Source organism: Enterococcus silesiacus (assembly GCF_001886225.1).
Classification (GTDB): domain Bacteria; phylum Bacillota; class Bacilli; order Lactobacillales; family Enterococcaceae; genus Enterococcus_L; species Enterococcus_L silesiacus.
The window spans coordinates 15,974-35,146 of record NZ_JXLC01000032.1 but is presented as its reverse complement, the minus strand read 5'-3'; the positions used below and the strand labels follow the sequence as shown (position 1 = coordinate 35,146).

Below are 19,173 nucleotides of genomic sequence, written 5' to 3'. Positions count from 1 at the left end.
ACTTTATCATTCTCATTATAAAACAACAAGTAGAACCTTTTCAGATGGCGTAGTTTTTGATAAGATGAGTAGTAGAAAGGTTGGGGTAAAATGAAAGACGAAAATCAATCTTTGCATTCTATGCAAGAAGAAGTGGATACGTATATCCAACAATTTAAAACGGGTTATTTTTCTCCATTAAGCCAGATGGCACGATTAACAGAAGAAGTAGGTGAATTAGCAAGGGAAATCAATCACTATTATGGTGAGAAGTCTAAAAAAATAGATGAAAAACCGAAAACTGTTTCTGAAGAGCTAGGTGATGTGTTATTTGTCACGATGATTATGGCTAATTCATTAGATATAGATTTAACAGAGGCATTTCAAAACAATATGGATAAATTCAATCAACGGGATAAATATCGTTTTGAACGAAAGGATGGACAAACAAATGATTAAAATTTTAGTCGCTGGCTTTAAAGGGAAAATGGGTGCAACTGCAACAAAGATGGTTTTAAATCATGAAGGTTTTGAATTAGTCGGAGTACTTGATCCCTTTGAAGAAAAAAATAATCTTAAAGAATTAGCAGAATACCCAGCGGTCGATGTGCCGATTTTTAAAACGAAAGATGACGTTCTTTCTGTTCAGCCAGATGTTTGGATCGATTTTACCATTCCAAAAGTTGCCTATGAAAATACACGTTTTGCTATAGAGCACAAAATTTCACCAGTTGTAGGAACGACTGGTTTAACAGATGAACAATTAACTGAATTAACTGATCGTTCTAAGACATCGAACGTTGGCGGGGTGATTGCACCTAACTTTGCTGTGGGTGCGGTTTTAATGATGCAGTTTGCTCAAAAAGCGGCTGAATATTTCCCGGATGTCGAAATTATCGAGCTACATCATGACAACAAATTGGACGCTCCAAGCGGGACGGCGATTAAAACGGCTGAAATGATGAGTGAAGTTCGTACAAAAAAAATGCAGGGGCATCCGGAAGAAAAAGAATTGATCGAAGGAGCACGTGGTGCAGATTTTGACGGAATGAAAATCCACAGCGTTCGTTTGCCAGGGATGATCGCTCATCAGCAAGTGCAATTTGGCGGCATTGGTGAAGGTTTGACAATTAGACATGATTCATATGACCGAAGTTCATTTATGACAGGTGTGGCTTTAGGCTGTGAAAAAGTTGTCAATTTAGATAAATTAGTTTATGGATTGGAAAATCTATTATGAAACTAGAGATAATACCAGATGAATTTACAAAAGCGGCTAGCGTACTGCAAGAAATTCAGGCACATGGATTTGAAGCCTATTTTGTCGGTGGAAGTGTGCGTGATGCATTACTAAACAAACCGATTCACGATGTGGATATTGCGACTAGCGCATACCCGGAAGAAATCAAACAAATTTTTCACCGCACGATTGATGTAGGAATCGATCATGGAACTGTGCTTGTTTTAGTTGGTGAAGAGCAATATGAGATTACAACATTTAGAACTGAATCAACCTATCAGGATTTTAGACGCCCAGATACAGTGACCTTTGTCCGTTCTTTAAAAGAAGATTTAAAGCGCCGAGATTTCACGATCAATGCATTAGCGATGGACGTTGATGGTAAAATCATTGATTTGTTTGACGGCATACTCGATCTGGAGCAAAAAATCATTCGTGCGGTAGGAAATCCTAAAGAACGTTTTCATGAAGATGCGCTTCGTATGATGCGTGGTTTACGATTTGCTAGCCAGTTAGATTTTACGATTGAAACGAATACATTATCTGCTATTGAGGAATTCCATCCATTGTTAGGAAAAATTTCTGTAGAGCGAATTGCCGTAGAGTTTATTAAACTATTATTAGGAAAAAATCGACGAGCAGCCTTGTTACCCTTTATCGAAACCGAATGCTATCAGTATTGCCCAGGACTAAAAAAACATGGTGAAGCATTGTTTAATTTTTCAGATCTTTCAAATAGACCGATTGATGCTGAAAACCAAGCTTGGACGTTATTGATCCATACGATAGGTCTAAAAGAAACTGACATTCGTAACTTTTTAAAAACTTGGAAACAATCTAATCAAATGATTCAAGAGGTACAATTACTGATTTTCGGATTAAATAAACGTCTTTCAGGTGATTGGCAAGTGATGGATTTATTTAATTTAGGCCTAGATGCTGTACTATCAATAGAAAATCTATTGTATTATTATGATCAAAAGAGTAAAATTGAAGAAGTAAAAGAACGATATTTGCGTTTGCCGATCCATAATAGAAAGCAACTTGCGATTACTGGTAATGATTTGTTAGACTATTTTGATGAGAAACCTGGAAAATGGTTAGGAGATATGATTGAAATCTTGGAAATTGCTGTCGTGAATGGTCAAATCACAAATAACAAAGAATTACTGATTGCATATGCTAAAAATATAATCGATAAGGAGTGAAAGCCGTGGAAGAATTCTCAAAAGGGTTTGTTGTTGAGGCAAAAGACACTGCCAAAGAAATTGGTTCTGGGGATTTAGATGTCCTAGCTACACCTGTACTGATTGCAATGGTGGAAAATACAGCAAAAGAGTATTTGCACAAACATTTAGCACCAGAAGAAACAAGTGTAGGGACAGTAATCGAAGCGAAACATTTGCGCCCCTCTAAAGTTGGAGCGACAATCAATGTTAAAGTGAAGGTTGATTCGCAAGAAAAAACAAAGATTAATTTTTCTTTTGAGGTTTTAGATAATGATCAAACCGTGGCTACAGGAACACATCAAAGAGCTGTTATCTTAACAGATGTTTTTTTAAATAAATTAGCGAACACTAAGTAATGAAGCGAATGGTGTGACCTGAGATGAAAGTTATGCTAAACTTAAATTTGTAGTAATTATTTTAGAATAAGGAGACTTATATTATGAGTAGAGAAATGACAGGATTGAAATTTTATTTTAGAAATGGTGAAACTTGGACAATTGGCCGCCGTTTTATCGGTGATCTATGGATCAAACAAATCACAACTAGCTTTGGCCGTATCCACGGAAGTGAATTTATGGAAATTCATCCGTGTGAAGGTTTTAAAATCGAAATCTTCCAAGAAGGCGATCACGTTCAAACACATGATATTAACCTTGGCGGACTAGAACTTGGGATGTTTGCCCGTGCGTTGAAATATGAAGATATTGAACGTATGGAAATTTTATACAAAACTGGTACACCAGATTTGGTTTACTTCCCATACAAAGACAAAACAGACGAAGGTTTAGATAATGTCTACCAATCTACTAAAGTCAGTGAAAAAACAAAAAGCTTGTATATCGTGATTGATCCAACACAAACGGTTGATGACGTATATGGTGAAGAACTTTAATAAATAAATGCGATAACCGTAGATTTCTTTTTAAAAGATTCTACGGTTTTTCCGTTAATCATCCTTGGAGGTGTTCTGAATGAGAGCCATTGAGTTATCATTTGATGGGAATCAAGCGGGCTTAAAGATAAATGACACAGCAGCAGTACCAGTTAGAAAAAAAGGTCAGTTACTGATCCAGGTCCAAGCAGCAGCGGTCAATCGGACAGATTTAGTCGCTAAAGAAACGGGGAATTTACCTAAAGGAAACCCTATTTTAGGCGTTGAAGTTTCTGGAACAGTCGTTGCGAGTGAATCGGCACGATTTCCTTGTGGTACGCGTGTTATGGGACTTGTAAATGGTGGTGGCTATGCTGAATACGCCGTGATGAATGTTGGAAATGCCATGCCCTTATCTGAACAATTGACATTTGAAGAAGGAGCTGCAATTCCAGAGGTTTTTCTTACAGCGTATCAAACGCTATTTTGGCTAGGAAAATTGCAGGCTACAGAGTCAGTGTTGATTCATGCTGGTGCTAGTGGCGTAGGAACGGCTGCGATTCAGTTAGCTAAACAACTAACGTCTGCTAAAATATTCGTTACTGCGAGCTCGTCGGCTAAGCTCGAGTTATGTCAGTCATTGGGAGTGGATGTTCTTATTAATTATCATGAAGAGGATTTTAGCCAAAGGATTATTCAAGAGACTTTAGGCCAAGGTGTGAACGTGATTCTAGATTTTATCGGAGCTTCTTATTGGGAAAAAAATCTAGCTAGCATTGGGACTGATGGTCACTTGATTTTGATTGGTATTTTAGGTGGAACAATTGTTCAAGATGTTAATCTGATGACTTTATTGCAAAAACGGATTACCGTTAGCGGGACATTGCTTACTCCACGGAGCGATGCTTATAAAGCTGAGTTGACTAAGGAGTTTGTTGCAAAGACGAGCGAGTTATTTGCAGTAAGTAAACTAAGGCCAATCATCGACGCTGTATTTGAACTTGAAAAGGCAGAAGAGGCGCAACAATACATGGCTAGCAACAAAAATAAAGGGAAAATTATTTTAAAAGTAAGTAACTAATAAGTATGAATGCAAGAAAATAAGCCAGTATTTTTAAATTTAACAAGAAAAAATGTTGACACTGAGTTTTAGTAGGTATATACTGAGAACAATTCTTAAATAAATCAGTTACGGAGTGATTCATATGACAACCATGAAGCATAACCAATTACAACTGAATAATTATTACTTTAGCTATTTTAGATGAGTTTGTATTCATAACATTATGGATGCAGACTAGCAAGTTTGTATCTATGATGGCTAGGGGATTTTGAGATGACTTTCAGCCGCGTAGATGAGAAAATCTATAGTGGCTTTTATATTACCTATTTTTTGTGAGGTGTTCGCTGTAGATTTTTTTCTGAAAATTTACGTGAACACCTTTTTTGTTTGAGAAAAATTGCTTTTAGGAGGAAACAAGATGGAAAACAAGATTACAGGCCACACTCGATTGGTTGCGTTATTTGCTACACCGATTCGTCACAGTGTTTCACCAATGATCCATAATACAGCGTTTCAAGCGTTAGGAATCGATGCGGTGTATCTTGCTTTCGAAGTTGGAACAGCTGGGTTAGAGCAAGCGATTGATTCAATTAAGAATTTGGACATGATGGGCGCAAACTTATCTATGCCAAATAAAATTTTAGCAGTAGAGTACATGGATGAATTAAGCGAGGCTGCTCGCTTGATAGGAGCGGTCAACACAATTACCAATGATCAGGGGAAACTAACTGGGCATAACACAGACGGAACTGGATTTATGAGAAGTCTGAAAGATATTGAGGTTGATATCATCGGTAAAAAAATGACGATCATCGGTGCAGGTGGTGCGGCTACAGCGATCATTGTTCAAGCAGCTTTAGATGGTGTCAAGGAAATTACTGTTTATAACCGAAAAGATGATTTCTATGACAAAATCAAAGAGAAACTCGCTTATATTTCAGAAAATACAAACTGTACGATTACTTTAAACGATTTATCTGATGAAACTAGCTTAGCGAAAGATGTAGCTGAAAGTGCGTTATTATTAAATGCAACGGGTGTTGGAATGAAACCATTGCAAGAGCAAACACCGATTCAAGATTTTTCTATCATTCGTCCAGACTTGGCTGTTTGTGACGTTATCTATACACCTAGAGAAACAGAATTTCTCAAACAAGCTCGTTTACGTGGGGCTAAAACCAATAACGGTTTAGGCATGCTGCTTTACCAAGGTGCCGCAGCATTTGAAAAGTGGACTGGACAAGAAATGCCAATAGAAATCGTAAAACCAATTATCGAAAACAACTAAATTAGAATTGACTGAAGGAGAGAACAATAATGATCGTAATTATGAAATCAGAAGCAACGAAAGCGCAAATCAAATCAGTGATCGAACGAGTGAAAAAAGAAGGACTAGAAGTTCATCTAAGTGAGGGTAAGGAACAAACAATCATTGGCTTGGTTGGTGACACAAGAAAAATGCAGGATGTGGCATTTAATAGTTACGATGGTGTTGAAAATGCAGTCAGAATATCTTTGACATACAAACTAACAAGTCGTGAGTTTCATCCAGAAAACACAATTGTTGATGTCGCTGGTGTGAAAATTGGTGATGGCAGTATGACAATGATGGCAGGACCTTGTTCAATCGAAAGTTTAGATCAGATCCGTGAATGCGCCAGAATCGCGAAAGCAGGCGGGGCAACGGTTTTACGAGGAGGTGCTTTTAAACCAAGAACCTCTCCCTACGCTTTCCAAGGCTTAGAAGAAGAAGGCTTAAAATATATTCGTCAAGCAGCAGATGAATTTGATATGAAGGTCATTACAGAGGTTATGGACGAAGGGCACATCGATATGATTGCTGAGTACAGTGATATTTTACAAATCGGTGCTAGAAATATGCAAAATTTTAAATTGCTACAAGCAGTTGGCAAAACTGGTAAACCAATTGGCTTAAAACGAGGTATTTCTGGTACAATTGATGAGTGGCTAAATGCTGCAGAATATATCGCAGCACAAGGTAATTTCAATGTGGTTTTTATTGAACGTGGTATTCGTACGTATGAAACGGCAACACGTAACACGCTGGATTTAAGTGCTGTTCCATTGATTAAAAAATTAAGTCATTTCCCAATCATCGTTGATCCGAGTCACGGTGTCGGAATTTGGGATCTTGTTCCTCCAATGGCACGAGCAGGTGTTGCCTCTGGCGCGGATGGCTTGATTGTTGAAATTCATCCAGATCCAGTCAACGCTTGGTCTGATGGACCACAATCACTAAATGAAAAAACATACATGCGCATGATGGAAGAAGTTCATATTATAGAAAAAGCAATGAAAGAAATCAACGCATTAGGCTAATAGAATCATTAAAATAGTTAGTCAGTGGGTTCTCTTTAACAAAAAAGGAGTTGAAATAAATGAAACTCACAGTAAATCTACCAAACCATTCTTATGATTTGAGCATTGAAGCAGGCTTATTGAAAAGTATTGGTTCTTGGGCGAAAGAGTTATGGTCACCGCAAAAGATCGTGATCATAACAGATACAAATGTTCATCCTTTGTATGGTGATCAAGTTTTCAAAAGTTTGAAAGAAGCAAATTTTGAAGTGTCAACTTTTGTGATCGATGCAGGTGAGCAAAGTAAAAGTTTGACTGTAGCGGCTGAAATCTATGATTTTTTGGCAGATGAAGGTATGACTAGAAGTGATGGAATCATCGCTCTAGGTGGTGGAGTGGTTGGTGATTTAGCAGGTTTCGTTGCTTCAACCTATATGCGTGGACTTCATTTTTTACAAGTCCCAACAACCTTATTGGCGCAAGTTGATAGTAGCATCGGCGGTAAGACAGCTGTTAATACTACTAAAGCTAAAAATTTGGTAGGTACATTTGCACAGCCAGATGGGGTTTTGATTGATCCTGAAACGTTGAACACATTAGAGGTGAGACGCATCAGAGAAGGAATCGCTGAAATCATCAAATCTGCTGCAATTGCAGATAAAGACTTATGGCAAGAACTTGACGAACTGGTTGATGAACAGGATTTGATCGTGCATGCAACAGAGATCATTGCTGCTTGTTGTAAGATAAAGCGGAAAGTTGTAGAAGAAGATGAACTAGACAATGGGGTTCGTTTACTCCTCAACTTTGGTCATACAATCGGTCATGCCTTAGAAAATACTGCAGGCTATGGTAATTTAACTCACGGTGAAGGTGTCGCAATCGGGATGAGTCAAATCACTAGAGTAGCCGAAAGCAAACAGCTGACGCCAATTGGTACGACCGAGCAATTAAATAAAATGATTCAAAAATTTCATTTACCAATCAGATCAAATCAGTGGAATCAAGAGCAGTTATACACTGCCTTGACTCATGATAAAAAAGCACGCGGCGGAAAAATTAATATTATTTTGTTAGAATCGATTGGCGCAGCAAAGATCGTTCGTATTCCAATTGAAGAAATGAAAAGTTATTTAGATTAGCTAGCTTCAAGAGCTAGCCTTTCGGTAAAAAGACAAAATCTGATTGTGGCAAAAAACGCCACCCTTTGATTTTCCTATTTTCCTGTCAAGGCTGACCAAGCTCTTTCAACTTTTAAAATTAGGAGGAAATCATATGCGTTTTATTACAGCCGGAGAATCACACGGGCCAGAATTAACAGCAATTATAGAAGGATTACCAGCAGGGTTGCCATTGTCACCAGAGGATATTAATTTGGAGTTAGCTAGAAGACAAGGCGGCTATGGGCGTGGTGGTAGAATGTTGATTGAAAAAGATCAAGTAAGAATCACTTCTGGTATACGTCACGGAAAAACATTGGGGTCACCAGTCACACTTGTCGTTGAGAATAAAGATTGGAAAAACTGGACATCTGTTATGTCGATTGAAGAAGTTACAGAGAAAGAAAAGAAAATCCGCCGGGTCAATAAACCACGTCCAGGACATGCGGATCTTGTCGGTGGGATCAAATACCAGCATGATGATCTTAGAAATGTATTAGAACGTTCCTCAGCGAGAGAAACAACGATGCGTGTGGCTATTGGCGCTGTTGCTAAAAAACTATTAAAGGAACTAGATATCGAAGTCGCAGGTCATGTTGCAATACTAGGTGGGATCAAAGCGGAAATTCCTGATAATTTAACCGTTAAGGACATTCAAGAACGTTCGGAAAATTCAGATGTTCGTGTACTTGACCCTTCAGTTGAACAAGACATTCGTGATTTAATTGATCAGACAAAGAAAAATGGTGACACGATCGGCGGCGTAGTCGAAGTTGTTGTGGGCGGTGTGCCAATAGGTCTAGGCAGCTATGTTCAGTGGGATCGCAAGTTAGATGCAAAAATCGCTCAAGCTGTAACAAGTATCAATGCATTTAAGGGCGTTGAATTTGGGATCGGTTTTGAAATGGGCTTTAAACCTGGCAGCCAAGTCATGGATGAGATTGTTTGGGATAAAAAGACGGGCTATACAAGAACATCAAATAATCTAGGTGGTTTTGAAGGTGGTATGACAAATGGCATGCCAATTATTGTTAGAGGAGTGATGAAGCCTATTCCGACCTTATATAAGCCGTTACAAAGCGTCAACATCGATACAAAAGAACCGTATAAAGCAAGTGTCGAGCGTTCTGATAGCACAGCTGTGCCAGCTGCAAGCGTCGTTTGTGAAGCCGTTGTAGCAACAGAAGTTGCCAAAGCGATGTTGGAAAAATTCGGCAGTGATGCTTTTGCACAAATGAAAGCAGAAGTTGAATCGTATCGTCGCTATACTCAAACGTTTTAATGCAAACTAAAAATGGAGAGTGAAGTGAAATGAATAAGCAGGTTTTGATTATCGGTCTAGGTTTGATCGGCAGCTCGTTAGCATTGTGCATAAAAAAACAACATCCATCCGTGACGATTATTGGGGTCGATCAGCAAGAAACATCTGAAGATTTTGCACTAAAACGCCAAATGATTGATCAAAAAGGGTCGTCCATAGAGGCTGCAGCAGTTCAGGCAGATGTCATTTTCTTATGTACACCTGTTAAGAGTATGTTGAAGCAATTGATATTATTAGGGACATTGCCCTTAAAAAAAGATGTCATTATTTCTGACGTGGGCAGTACCAAACTTGAAATCATGGCAACAGCTCAAAAAGCTGACTTAGAAACCTTTATCGGCGGACATCCAATGGCAGGCTCGCATAAATCAGGTGTGACTGCAGCCGATGAAAACTTATTTGAGAATGCTTACTATATTTTAACTTCATCAGAGCCAGAAAAACAACGGCAAGTAAATGAGCTGCAGCAATTATTACAAGGAACTAGAGCAAAATTTGTGGTTCTTACAGCTGAAGAACATGATCAAATTACAGGAATGCTCAGTCATTTGCCTCATATTATTGCAGCAGGTTTAGTTAATCAAAGTAAAGAGTTCAATGAAGAGCATCCTCGTTCACGTCAATTAGCCGCTGGAGGTTTTCGTGATATTACACGTATCGCTTCGTCTGACCCGCAAATGTGGACCGATATTTTGCTAAGTAATAAAGAAGCATTATTAGAATTAATGAATGCGTGGCAAGCAGAAATGAATCAAGTTTCAAAATGGCTTCAAAACGAAAATAAAGAAGCAATTTTTCAATTTTTTTATGAAGCAAAGGAAACAAGAAACCAAATGCCAGTACACAAAGAAGGCGCAATACCAGCGTTTCATGATTTATTCGTCGATGTTCCTGATGTTCCTGGTGTGATTGCAGAGATTACAGGTTTATTAGGTAAAGCAAAGCTTTCGTTGATTAATTTGAAAATTCTTGAAACAAGAGAAGATATTTATGGTATTTTACAGTTGACTTTTAAGCGTCAGGAAGACTTAGAACAGGCAAAAGAAACAATCGAAAAAGAGACAGATTATTTGTGTTATGAAAAATAAATTTTGTGAGCTAGTTGTTTAGATCAAAGGCTATGAATTATAGTCGAGGTTGTTTCATTCGATGCCTTTTTACAATGAAATTGGGCGAATGAGACGAACTGATGACGAGAAGCACAAGCTGAAGCAAAGCGAAATGTCGTTAACAGATTTGTACTACGCTTTTAAGATTAGGAGGGATACTTTGGATTTAGTAACCAATAAAATTGGCTTAAATGGAATAATCGATGTTCCAAGTGATAAATCAATTTCACATAGAAGTATTATGTTTGGTGCGATTGCGCAAGGGAAAACGACAATTAAAAACTTTTTAAGAGGCGATGACTGTTTAAGTACTTTAAAAGCTTTCCAGGATTTAGGGGTTAACATTGAGGATGACGGTGAAGTGATTACGGTTCAAGGAACTGGTTTTTCAGGATTAAAACAAGCCAAACAAGCAATTGATGTTGGAAATTCAGGAACAACGATTCGTTTGATTATGGGGATTTTAGCTGGAACTTCTTTTACATCCCAATTATTTGGAGATCATTCGATTGCCAAACGTCCAATGAATCGAGTGATGTTGCCAATCAATCAAATGGGGGCTGAATGTACTGGGCATGATGGGACAGAGTTTCCACCACTAACAGTCAAAGGGACAACGAATTTAAGACCTATACAGTACCAAATGCCAGTTGCAAGTGCACAAGTGAAGTCAGCTATTTTGTTTGCTGCTTTACAAGCTCACGGAGAATCAGTTATTGTAGAAAAAGAAAAAACACGTGACCATACGGAAGATATGATTCGTCAATTTGGTGGTGACATTACTGTTTCAGGTAAAGAAATCCGGATTAATGGACCACAGAATCTAGTCGGGCAAGATGTGGTTGTACCTGGTGATATCTCTTCAGCGGCTTTTTTCCTTGTGGCAGGACTGATTATTCCGGATAGTCGAATCACATTAAATAATGTTGGCTTAAACCCGACTCGGACGGGTATTATTGATGTTATTCAGCAAATGGGTGGAAATTTAGCGATTCAAGAAACAGGCAATGCAATGAATAAAGCTGGATCGCTGATTGTTGAAACAAGTGAATTAAAGGGAATCGAAATCAGTGGTGAGATTATTCCAAGGTTGATCGATGAACTGCCGATTATCGCTTTATTAGCAACACAAGCTGAAGGAGCCACGACCATCCGCGATGCTGAAGAATTAAAAGTGAAAGAAACCAATCGAATCGATGCCGTTGCTACAGAATTAAATAAAATGGGTGCTGATATCCAGCCTACTGATGATGGATTGATCATCCATGGTAAAACACCGCTACATCATGCAAAAGTTACCAGTTATGGAGATCATCGTATTGGTATGATGCTTCAAATCGCTGCTCTTTTAGTGAAAGATGGAGCAGTTGAATTAGACAAAGCAGAGGCCATTTCAGTTTCATATCCAAGCTTCTTTAATGATTTAAATAAATTATATCAATAAATGGAGGAACAAAGATGAAGGGAATTATTTTAATTGGTTTTATGGGAGCAGGGAAAACAACAGTTGGAAAGCTAATTTCAGAGCAAACTGGCATGGAACATATTGATTTTGATGATAAAATAGTTGAAGAAATCGGCATGACGATTCAAGAATACTTTGATTTGCACGGAGAAGAAGCATTTAGAGAACGAGAAACAAACGTCTTGAAACGCTATCTAAACCATAACCAAGTTGTCTCAACTGGTGGTGGTATTGTAATGCGAGCAGAAAATAGAGCACTTTTAAAACAAATGGCACCTGTTGTATATTTACAAACGAAACCAGAAGTCTTTATCCCAAGACTGAAACATGATCATACAACAGTTAGACCATTAGTTGTTTCAAAATCTCCAGAAGAAATCCAGCAGGTTTTTGAGCCGCGCATTCCATTTTACGAGGAAAGTGCCAGTTTAATTGTGGAAACAGACGATCGGACACCCGAGGAGATCGTAAATGAAATCTTAGAGAATATTAAGTAGGTGAGTCAATGAAAGTCGGTTTTTTAGGACCAGAAGCTTCTTTCACGCATAATGCCGCAAGAACAGCTTTTCCAAATGAAGAATTGATTCCTTACCATTCAATTCCAGCCTGTATCAAAGCTGTTGAATTTGGAGAGGTTGATTTAGGGGTCGTTCCGATTGAAAACACGATTGAAGGTTCCGTCAATACAACTGTCGATTATCTTTTCCATCAAACATCGATTCCAGTAGGGGCAGAAATCGTTCTACCAATCTATCAACAATTAATGGTAGCACAAAACAACAAAGAAACTTGGTTGGCAACAACAAAAATTTTATCGCATCCACAAGCCTTAGCCCAGTCTCAAGAATTTATTCGCCAACATTTTCCAATGGCAGAACTTGAAGCAACACCTTCAACTGCGTATGCAGCAAGTTTTGTCGCTAATCATCCAGAGCAAAAAATCGCAGCGATTGCACCAAAGTTATCAGCAAAGACATATAATCTTGAAATTGTTGGAAAAGATATTCAAGATGTAGCGATCAATCAAACGCGTTTTTGGGTGTTAGGGGCTGACAAAGTCGATTTACCGATTATAGCCAATGATCAAAAGCTGACAATCGCTTTGACGATGCCTGATAATATGCCGGGTGCTTTGCATAAAGCCTTATCTGCATTTAGTTGGCGAGAAATTGATTTAAGCAAAATCGAATCACGGCCGTTAAAAACAACTTTAGGAGAATACTTTTTTTTGATCGATATCAATGGTCAAAAACCGCAGCAACTAATAGAAAACGCATTAGAAGAAATACGTTTAATGGGTGGGGCAGTTAAAATATTCGGAAATTATGCGGTCCATCCAATCAGCGGAGTATAAAGATCTGAAAAGGTCTTTTTATTTTTTGTTAAATTTCAGCTATATAATAGGATTTTTTCGTAAAATAAGGTATGCTTATAGCTGTTGTTAATTTAGAGTGAGGTGGAAATAATGAGCCGAGTGGATCGTTATAAACATATACATGACAAAGCAAAACCAGTAGAAGAAAAAAAAGGCTTTAATCCGAGAAAAGAAAAAAATCATTCTACAGAACCAGATAATAGCTATTATCAAGAACAAGAATGGCAAACCGAAAAAGAACCAACACTAGAGAGTAATTCCACTGTTAATCAGTCTGAGCCTGACCAAAAACCTAAACAATTTTTGAAAAAAGAAAAGCAACCCAAGAAGCCCAGAAAAAAGAGACGATTTAGTTGGCCTAAAAGAATTATTTTATTTATTGTTTTATTGTTGGTGTTAGCAGTTGGCTTCTTTTTTAAAGGGAAATTTTATGCGGAAAATGATAACTCATTACCTAAAGAAGCGCTTGAAACATTTAATGGCGTGAAGAGTGCCAATGGGGCTAATAATATTTTGATTTTAGGTAGCGATACCAGAGGAGACGATGCTGGTCGGGCAGATACAATTATGGTTCTGCAATTGGACGGTCCTTCGAAGAAACCTAAACTAATCTCATTTATGCGGGATACTTTTGTTGATATTCCGGGTTATGATGCAAATAAAATCAACTCAGCTTATGCATTGGGTGGAGCAGATTTAGTGCGCCAAACCTTGGCTGAAAATTTTAATATTCAATGTAGATATTACGCTAAAGTCGATTTTCAATCGTTCGAAAAAATTGTTGACTCTATGTTTCCAAGTGGTGTTAAGATCGATGCTGAAAAAGATTTGAATCTTGATGGGGTCGATATTGCAAAAGGCAGTCAAAAAATGGATGGGCATACGCTTTTACAATATTCCCGTTTTAGAATGGATGAAGAAGGCGATTTTGGTCGTGTTCGTCGTCAGCAACAAGTAATGACGGCCGTTATGGGTCAATTGAAAAATCCGTTAGCATTGCTTCGGACACCAGAATCTTTGGGCCGTTTAGTTGGATATATGTCTACAGACGTTCCGACAACCTTTATGTTGAGTAACGGTCCTTCTTTAATGCTGAAAGGCAGCAGCGGAATTGAACGCTTGACCGTTCCAGTAGAAGGCTCTTGGAGTAATGGAGAATCAGCTTATGCTGGTAGTATCCTTGAAATTGATTTAGATATGAATCGATCAGCAGTTCAAAATTTTCTTGATCAATAAGTATTTTATTTAAATTTGTACAGACTTATGCTATATTTATAATATCGTGTAAATTTAGTGAAACGAGGTTACAAAATGAAAATTGCTATTGTAACAGATAGTACGGCATATTTACCTGATCGAATCAAGAACGCGCCTAATCTGTTTGTTATTCCTATCCCAGTTATTTTAGATGGTAGGATATATAACGAAGGAATCGATATTGAAGCTGACCAATATTACAGCTTGTTGAATAGTAGTAATGAGTTTCCGACAACTTCTCAACCTGCCTTAGGTGAAGTCATCGAACTGTATAAAGAAATCAAAGCTAAGGGATATGATACAATTATTAGCATCCATCTTTCGTCTGGAATTTCTGGTTTTGTGAATACATTATTCTCATTGACAGATTCGATCGACGGAGTAACACTGTATCCCTATGATTCTAAAATCACAAGTGTTCCAATGGGACATATGGTTGAGGCTGCTTTGGATCTGGTGAACGAAAATGCTAGCCTAGAAGATATTTTTGCTAAGTTAGATGTCATCAGAGATAATACCTATGCTTATCTAATTGTTGAAGATTTAAACAATTTAGTGCGCGGTGGACGACTAACAAATGGCGCAGCTTTAATTGCTGGTTTGTTGAAGATCAAACCGATTTTGACCTTTGAAGATGGTAAGATTGTTCTATTTGAAAAAATTCGCTCAACGAAAAAAGCTTTTGCCCGTGCAGAAGAAATCATAGGCAAACGAGATAAAGAAATCGGTCTTCCAGTTAAATTATATGTGATCCATGCAAATAATTTAGTGGTTGCTGAAGAAGAAAAGGCTAAGCTCCAAGCGAAATACCCAGAAGCAATTATTGAAATTGGTCATTTTAATCCTGTTATTGGTACTCATTTAGGTGAAAAAGCCATTGCTCTTTGTATTTCAGCGCAATGATCGACATAAAGATGAAACAAAGCTGTTTTTCAGTTTTTGTTTCATCTTTTATTTCATCCTTTATATAGGTAGCTTTGAATATCAGAATCTGATATGCTACAAAAACAAGGAGATGTCATTCTGCTAACCATTGTAAAACATGAGATGCATCATGTTGGCTCTTCAATAGTTGGATTGGACAATAACTTTGAAGCGTATGCCAAGTCTACGGATATTGAAAATTTCGATTGTGGTCTTCCGTTTGTCAATAGTATGGTCAATGCTTTAGAAAACTCAATCACTGGAAAGAAAAAGTTATCTTAATTTGTAGTCAGAATGGTACTCCATTAGCCACCTATGCAAGTGAAAAGGTCTAAATGTACCAAAAAGCATTGGACTGTTGAGCGATGGGAAAAACTTATTTATTTATAGATGTGATTATACGATTTATGGTACAGAGCTTTTGAAAAATTAAAGATCTTCGTATAGTTCAACTTAAAAGAAATAGTGTGTTACAATAACAAATAAATCATAGCTTTTTATCTAAATTTGATAAAAAATAACAATTCGATAGTCATTTCCCTTTAAAAGTAAGGTATACTTAAAGAAAAAAGGAGGGCGAGTGGGTGAGTCTAGCAGAAGAACGCTTACAAAAAGAAAAAATGAAACAAGTTCAACTACTCGCAGCATATTATCAAGTAGTGAATCGTCTGCCCCTTGGTGTTAAGAGAGATCAGATGATTCGTGATATATTAGCTTGTAAAGATAAAATAAAAAAGATCAATCAACAATTAACAGAGCTGAATAAAAAGGACTAGTATAGAGTGCAGTCTGTTAACTTAAGTGTCCATACGTCCCAAAATAGAAAATTTCAGTTATAAAAGGAGCCCGTTGTGATAATCGATTTTTTTACAGTGTTACTCACAGCTTTTGTTGTGATTTTGTATATTTATTTAATTTTAGTAAGAAAAAGCATCCTGATCAAGAGCGTTAAAAGAAGAGCGATTTACGGTATAATCGGCGGTTTAAGTTTGCTGATTTTGATTACTATTACTAGCTCTGATCAAACCACTGACCAAATAATTCGTGGTGGATTATCGATTTTACTTGTTATGAGTTTTTTATTAGACTCAAAAGGTCTTGCAGATGACCGGCTTATTCTAGGACCATTTGACAAGAATGGTGTGATGTATCAGGATATTGACAAGATGGCATTATTATTAAAGAAAAAAGAAATCCGGTTAAATTATTTCAAAGACGGTCGACGTGGGCCCATGATGAAATTCTCTATACCACTAGAAGATTTGTTGGCCTTTCTTTCTGGACGTCTGAATGAAGAAACTGAAATCAGTATCTTAGTTGAAGAGGACCAATGAGTGGTAGGTAAATGAATAGTGCGTCATAAATCGTATTCATAAGATTTTTTTTAAAGAATAGTCAATTTTAGTAGGTATTTCTTAAACTGTTTGCTATAATGTGCAGAGAAATTCTGAAAGGAAGTATTGTTGTGAATAAAGAAATAGAGCAACGAATAGCTGAGTTACGTGAAAAATACAAAGCATTACCCCCAGAGAAAAAAGCTGAATGGGAACATCATATCAAAAAAAGAAACTTTTTGAATTATAAAAAAATCGAATTGATCAAATCAGAACTACTGCGATTAGAAGCACGCCGGGCGCAGTTAGAATTATGTGATAGAGAAAAAGAACTGGGTTTAATAGAGAAAAAAATTACCTGTAAAAAAGAAAAATTATTACGGTATTTAGGAAAACAACTCAATCAATAATAAATAAGGGGGATACGAGATGGAGTTTGTTTATTTAATTATTGTATTTGTATTTGCTATAACATTTTCAAATGTCTTCAATCGAATCTTTCCAATCATTCCTTTGCCGATCATGCAAATAATTGTAGGTGTTTTAATTGGATTGACAGATATAGGTCGCGAAATTACATTTGAACCGGAAATATTTTTAGTGATGATCATTGCCCCGTTGCTGTTTAGGGAAGGGGAACGAAATGATATATCTGCCACTATGAAAAACTTTAGTGTGATTTTATTTTTAGCCTTTATCGGAGTTTTAATTACGTTAGTCAGTGTGGGTTGGGCTTTACATATAATTATTCCTGCTTTGCCGATCGCAGCCTGTTTTGCTTTAGGTGCAGCACTTGGACCTACAGATGCAGTGGCTGTAGGTTCTTTATCTGGAAAAATTCAGATACCGCCAAAAGCCATGCATATTTTAGAAGGCGAAGGACTAATCAACGATGCTTCGGGCGTTACTGCTTTTCAATTTGCTTTAGCAGCGTTATTAACGGGTAGTTTTTCAGCAACAGATGCTGGCATCACTTTGATTGTGTCTAGTATTGGTGGCGCCATCGTCGGTGCTGTTCTAGTTATGATCAAACGCCAAGTCGTGATGATCTTAGAAAAAGCTTCAGCGAGGGATGTAACGGGGTATTTGTTATTAGAGTTACTATTGCCATTTTTAGCCTATATGGTTGCTGAACTTTTCCATGTTTCTGGAATTATTGCAGCAGTTGTTGCAGGAGTCATGCAAGCCGCAAGCTTTAAGAAGGTTTCATTGTTTGAAGCAGAACTTTCAAGTGTCTCAGAAAGCACGTGGGGAACCATAACGTTTACGTTGAACGCACTGGTTTTTCTATTTCTAGGCATTGAATTATCACAAGTTTTTTCACCTATTTGGAATAGTGAAACCTATTCCAATAGCTTTTTGATGGTCGTTATTTTAATTTTAAGCATTACGTTGTTTGCAGCTCGTTTTCTTTCTATCGTACTGATTTATAGTGTGAAAAATGGTCTGAAAAATATTTGGCAGTCGATGAATGAGATGCTGATTTTAACCTTTGGCGGAGTCAAAGGAACTGTTAGTTTGGCAACGATTTTTATTTTGCCATTAACCATAAATGGTCAGGATTTTCCAGAGCGTTCGTTGCTTTTATTTATTACTGCTTGTGTGATTTTAGTCACTTTGGTGGGGGGGATTTTAGTTCTGCCATTTTTAACAGAATCTGATGAAGTAGAAAGTTCAAATATTCAAGGAATTATTTTACTACAAGAAGTGATTGAGAGACTTAAACAGATAAACCAAGATGATCCCCACGTTGAAATGAACGTTGTCATAGAAAATTATCAGGATCGCGTCAAAGAGCTTTACACAGAGCAATTACCATCTGACCAACGGCAAGAAGTGCAAGAATTAAGAGCATTAGTTGTTTCGATTGAGCGAGATGGGTTGGAAGAGAGTTTTCGTCAAAAGGAAATTGGGATCGAGGGCTATCGTTTATATGAACGCTTGATTTCTAGAATGGAACGTTCTATAGCAAGACAATTATTATCAATCATTGGTTTTTGGTTACTTTTTGTGCGCCAAATTATTGCCTTCTTTGTTCATCCAAAAATGTTATTTGCTAGAAAAGATGAGGAAAATCGACGAGAGTTTAAGAAGGAAGAATTAGAAAATGTTCGTCAGGTTTTCTTACAAAATACTGAAGTTATTTTGAAAAGTTTGGATAATTTAAAAGGGGTTTATGACGATGAAATTATTCGCTTCTTTATTGAGGGCCGCTTGCAATTGGCGCAAAGGTTAGAAGATGGCACCTTTATTGATTCATTTATCGTTCGTTCTCAATCTAATTATGTTAAAGAACTTTTAATCGGCTATCAGGAAGAGAGAAAAGTGATCGATGAATATGAAACAACCGAAAAAATCTCTTCATTTGAAGCAAATGAATACCGAAAAAATGTTAATTTGTTAGAATCTTATTCGATTAATGATATTTCTGGTACTATTCCACTTAGAAAATTGACAAGAGAATTAAAAAAAGAAGCAGAGGAAGAAAACTAGCTTCTTTTTTTTACTATTTTTTGATACAATAAGC

General features: G+C 37.2%; 22 protein-coding genes. All 22 read left to right on the top strand.

Annotation, left to right across the window (positions count from 1 at the left end; all coding sequences use genetic code 11):
- The first annotated feature begins 90 nt into the window (after positions 1-90).
- Entirely contained in the window at positions 91-438 is a 348-nt protein-coding gene (locus tag RV15_RS16615; RefSeq protein WP_071879125.1) for a nucleotide pyrophosphohydrolase, read from the top strand.
- On the top strand, positions 431-1,219 hold the full coding sequence (dapB, locus tag RV15_RS16610; RefSeq protein ID WP_071879124.1) for a 4-hydroxy-tetrahydrodipicolinate reductase: 789 nt from the start codon (positions 431-433) through the stop codon (positions 1,217-1,219). Before RV15_RS16615 ends, dapB begins: the two co-directional genes overlap by 8 nt.
- Entirely contained in the window at positions 1,216-2,427 is a 1,212-nt protein-coding gene (locus RV15_RS16605; protein WP_071879123.1) for a CCA tRNA nucleotidyltransferase, read from the top strand. Before dapB ends, RV15_RS16605 begins: the two co-directional genes overlap by 4 nt.
- A 5-nt stretch (positions 2,428-2,432) precedes the next feature.
- The gene (locus RV15_RS16600) at positions 2,433-2,804 is read left to right on the top strand and encodes a thioesterase family protein (RefSeq protein ID WP_071879122.1); all 372 of its coding nucleotides are present in this window, start codon (positions 2,433-2,435) and stop codon (positions 2,802-2,804) included.
- 83 nt (positions 2,805-2,887) lie between these two features.
- On the top strand, positions 2,888-3,340 hold the full coding sequence (locus RV15_RS16595) for a hypothetical protein (protein WP_010772458.1): 453 nt from the start codon (positions 2,888-2,890) through the stop codon (positions 3,338-3,340).
- A 79-nt stretch (positions 3,341-3,419) separates the two neighbouring features.
- On the top strand, positions 3,420-4,400 hold the full coding sequence (locus RV15_RS16590) for an NAD(P)H-quinone oxidoreductase (protein WP_071879121.1): 981 nt from the start codon (positions 3,420-3,422) through the stop codon (positions 4,398-4,400).
- A 400-nt stretch (positions 4,401-4,800) separates the two neighbouring features.
- Complete coding sequence (gene aroE / locus RV15_RS16585) at positions 4,801-5,670, top strand: shikimate dehydrogenase (RefSeq protein WP_071879120.1); 870 nt, start codon at positions 4,801-4,803, stop codon at positions 5,668-5,670.
- A 29-nt stretch (positions 5,671-5,699) separates the two neighbouring features.
- Positions 5,700-6,722 carry a 3-deoxy-7-phosphoheptulonate synthase gene (gene aroF / locus RV15_RS16580; protein ID WP_071879119.1) on the top strand — a complete coding sequence of 341 codons (1,023 nt, stop codon included), beginning with the start codon at positions 5,700-5,702 and terminating at the stop codon, positions 6,720-6,722.
- A gap of 59 nt (positions 6,723-6,781) precedes the next feature.
- Complete coding sequence (gene aroB / locus RV15_RS16575; protein ID WP_071879118.1) at positions 6,782-7,843, top strand: 3-dehydroquinate synthase; 1,062 nt, start codon at positions 6,782-6,784, stop codon at positions 7,841-7,843.
- A 133-nt stretch (positions 7,844-7,976) separates the two neighbouring features.
- On the top strand, positions 7,977-9,143 hold the full coding sequence (aroC, locus tag RV15_RS16570; protein ID WP_071879117.1) for a chorismate synthase: 1,167 nt from the start codon (positions 7,977-7,979) through the stop codon (positions 9,141-9,143).
- 29 nt (positions 9,144-9,172) lie between these two features.
- Positions 9,173-10,270: a prephenate dehydrogenase gene (locus RV15_RS16565; protein ID WP_071879116.1), complete on the top strand. Its 1,098-nt coding sequence runs from the start codon at positions 9,173-9,175 to the stop codon at positions 10,268-10,270.
- A 181-nt stretch (positions 10,271-10,451) separates the two neighbouring features.
- Positions 10,452-11,735 (top strand): 3-phosphoshikimate 1-carboxyvinyltransferase, encoded by a 1,284-nt coding sequence (gene aroA / locus RV15_RS16560; RefSeq protein WP_071879115.1) that lies wholly within the window; start codon positions 10,452-10,454, stop codon positions 11,733-11,735.
- Between the two features lie 14 nt (positions 11,736-11,749).
- Complete coding sequence (locus RV15_RS16555; protein WP_071879114.1) at positions 11,750-12,253, top strand: shikimate kinase; 504 nt, start codon at positions 11,750-11,752, stop codon at positions 12,251-12,253.
- A gap of 8 nt (positions 12,254-12,261) precedes the next feature.
- Positions 12,262-13,110 (top strand): prephenate dehydratase, encoded by an 849-nt coding sequence (pheA, locus tag RV15_RS16550; RefSeq protein ID WP_071879113.1) that lies wholly within the window; start codon positions 12,262-12,264, stop codon positions 13,108-13,110.
- Between the two features lie 111 nt (positions 13,111-13,221).
- Positions 13,222-14,367 (top strand): LCP family protein, encoded by a 1,146-nt coding sequence (locus tag RV15_RS16545; protein ID WP_071879112.1) that lies wholly within the window; start codon positions 13,222-13,224, stop codon positions 14,365-14,367.
- Positions 14,368-14,442: 75 nt separating this feature from the next.
- Positions 14,443-15,291, top strand: coding sequence for a DegV family protein (locus tag RV15_RS16540; protein WP_071879111.1), 849 nt, complete (start codon positions 14,443-14,445; stop codon positions 15,289-15,291).
- A 93-nt stretch (positions 15,292-15,384) separates the two neighbouring features.
- Complete coding sequence (locus RV15_RS19090) at positions 15,385-15,594, top strand: DUF5052 family protein (RefSeq protein WP_071879110.1); 210 nt, start codon at positions 15,385-15,387, stop codon at positions 15,592-15,594.
- 76 nt (positions 15,595-15,670) lie between these two features.
- A complete protein-coding gene (locus RV15_RS19085; RefSeq protein ID WP_281246849.1) occupies positions 15,671-15,745 on the top strand; it encodes a DUF5052 family protein in 75 nt (24 codons plus the stop codon).
- Positions 15,746-15,896: 151 nt separating this feature from the next.
- Positions 15,897-16,088 (top strand): hypothetical protein, encoded by a 192-nt coding sequence (locus RV15_RS16525; protein WP_025868968.1) that lies wholly within the window; start codon positions 15,897-15,899, stop codon positions 16,086-16,088.
- A 75-nt stretch (positions 16,089-16,163) separates the two neighbouring features.
- Positions 16,164-16,646 (top strand): hypothetical protein, encoded by a 483-nt coding sequence (locus RV15_RS16520; RefSeq protein WP_083429225.1) that lies wholly within the window; start codon positions 16,164-16,166, stop codon positions 16,644-16,646.
- A 131-nt stretch (positions 16,647-16,777) separates the two neighbouring features.
- Positions 16,778-17,056: a hypothetical protein gene (locus RV15_RS16515; RefSeq protein ID WP_083429224.1), complete on the top strand. Its 279-nt coding sequence runs from the start codon at positions 16,778-16,780 to the stop codon at positions 17,054-17,056.
- A gap of 19 nt (positions 17,057-17,075) precedes the next feature.
- On the top strand, positions 17,076-19,139 hold the full coding sequence (locus RV15_RS16510) for a cation:proton antiporter (protein ID WP_071879108.1): 2,064 nt from the start codon (positions 17,076-17,078) through the stop codon (positions 19,137-19,139).
- Positions 19,140-19,173 lie beyond the last annotated feature (34 nt).

Excerpts from the sequence above, each read along its gene's own strand:
- RV15_RS16615 (WP_071879125.1), top strand. The coding sequence starts at position 91 with ATGAAAGACGAAAATCAATCTTTGCATTCTATGCAAGAAGAAGTGGAT.
- dapB (WP_071879124.1), top strand. The coding sequence starts at position 431 with ATGATTAAAATTTTAGTCGCTGGCTTTAAAGGGAAAATGGGTGCAACT.
- RV15_RS16605 (WP_071879123.1), top strand. The coding sequence starts at position 1,216 with ATGAAACTAGAGATAATACCAGATGAATTTACAAAAGCGGCTAGCGTA.
- RV15_RS16595 (WP_010772458.1), top strand. The coding sequence starts at position 2,888 with ATGAGTAGAGAAATGACAGGATTGAAATTTTATTTTAGAAATGGTGAA.
- RV15_RS16590 (WP_071879121.1), top strand. The coding sequence starts at position 3,420 with ATGAGAGCCATTGAGTTATCATTTGATGGGAATCAAGCGGGCTTAAAG.
- aroE (WP_071879120.1), top strand. The coding sequence starts at position 4,801 with ATGGAAAACAAGATTACAGGCCACACTCGATTGGTTGCGTTATTTGCT.
- aroF (WP_071879119.1), top strand. The coding sequence starts at position 5,700 with ATGATCGTAATTATGAAATCAGAAGCAACGAAAGCGCAAATCAAATCA.
- aroB (WP_071879118.1), top strand. The coding sequence starts at position 6,782 with ATGAAACTCACAGTAAATCTACCAAACCATTCTTATGATTTGAGCATT.
- aroC (WP_071879117.1), top strand. The coding sequence starts at position 7,977 with ATGCGTTTTATTACAGCCGGAGAATCACACGGGCCAGAATTAACAGCA.
- RV15_RS16565 (WP_071879116.1), top strand. The coding sequence starts at position 9,173 with ATGAATAAGCAGGTTTTGATTATCGGTCTAGGTTTGATCGGCAGCTCG.
- RV15_RS16555 (WP_071879114.1), top strand. The coding sequence starts at position 11,750 with ATGAAGGGAATTATTTTAATTGGTTTTATGGGAGCAGGGAAAACAACA.
- pheA (WP_071879113.1), top strand. The coding sequence starts at position 12,262 with ATGAAAGTCGGTTTTTTAGGACCAGAAGCTTCTTTCACGCATAATGCC.
- RV15_RS16545 (WP_071879112.1), top strand. The coding sequence starts at position 13,222 with ATGAGCCGAGTGGATCGTTATAAACATATACATGACAAAGCAAAACCA.
- RV15_RS16540 (WP_071879111.1), top strand. The coding sequence starts at position 14,443 with ATGAAAATTGCTATTGTAACAGATAGTACGGCATATTTACCTGATCGA.
- RV15_RS19090 (WP_071879110.1), top strand. The coding sequence starts at position 15,385 with ATGCTACAAAAACAAGGAGATGTCATTCTGCTAACCATTGTAAAACAT.
- RV15_RS16510 (WP_071879108.1), top strand. The coding sequence starts at position 17,076 with ATGGAGTTTGTTTATTTAATTATTGTATTTGTATTTGCTATAACATTT.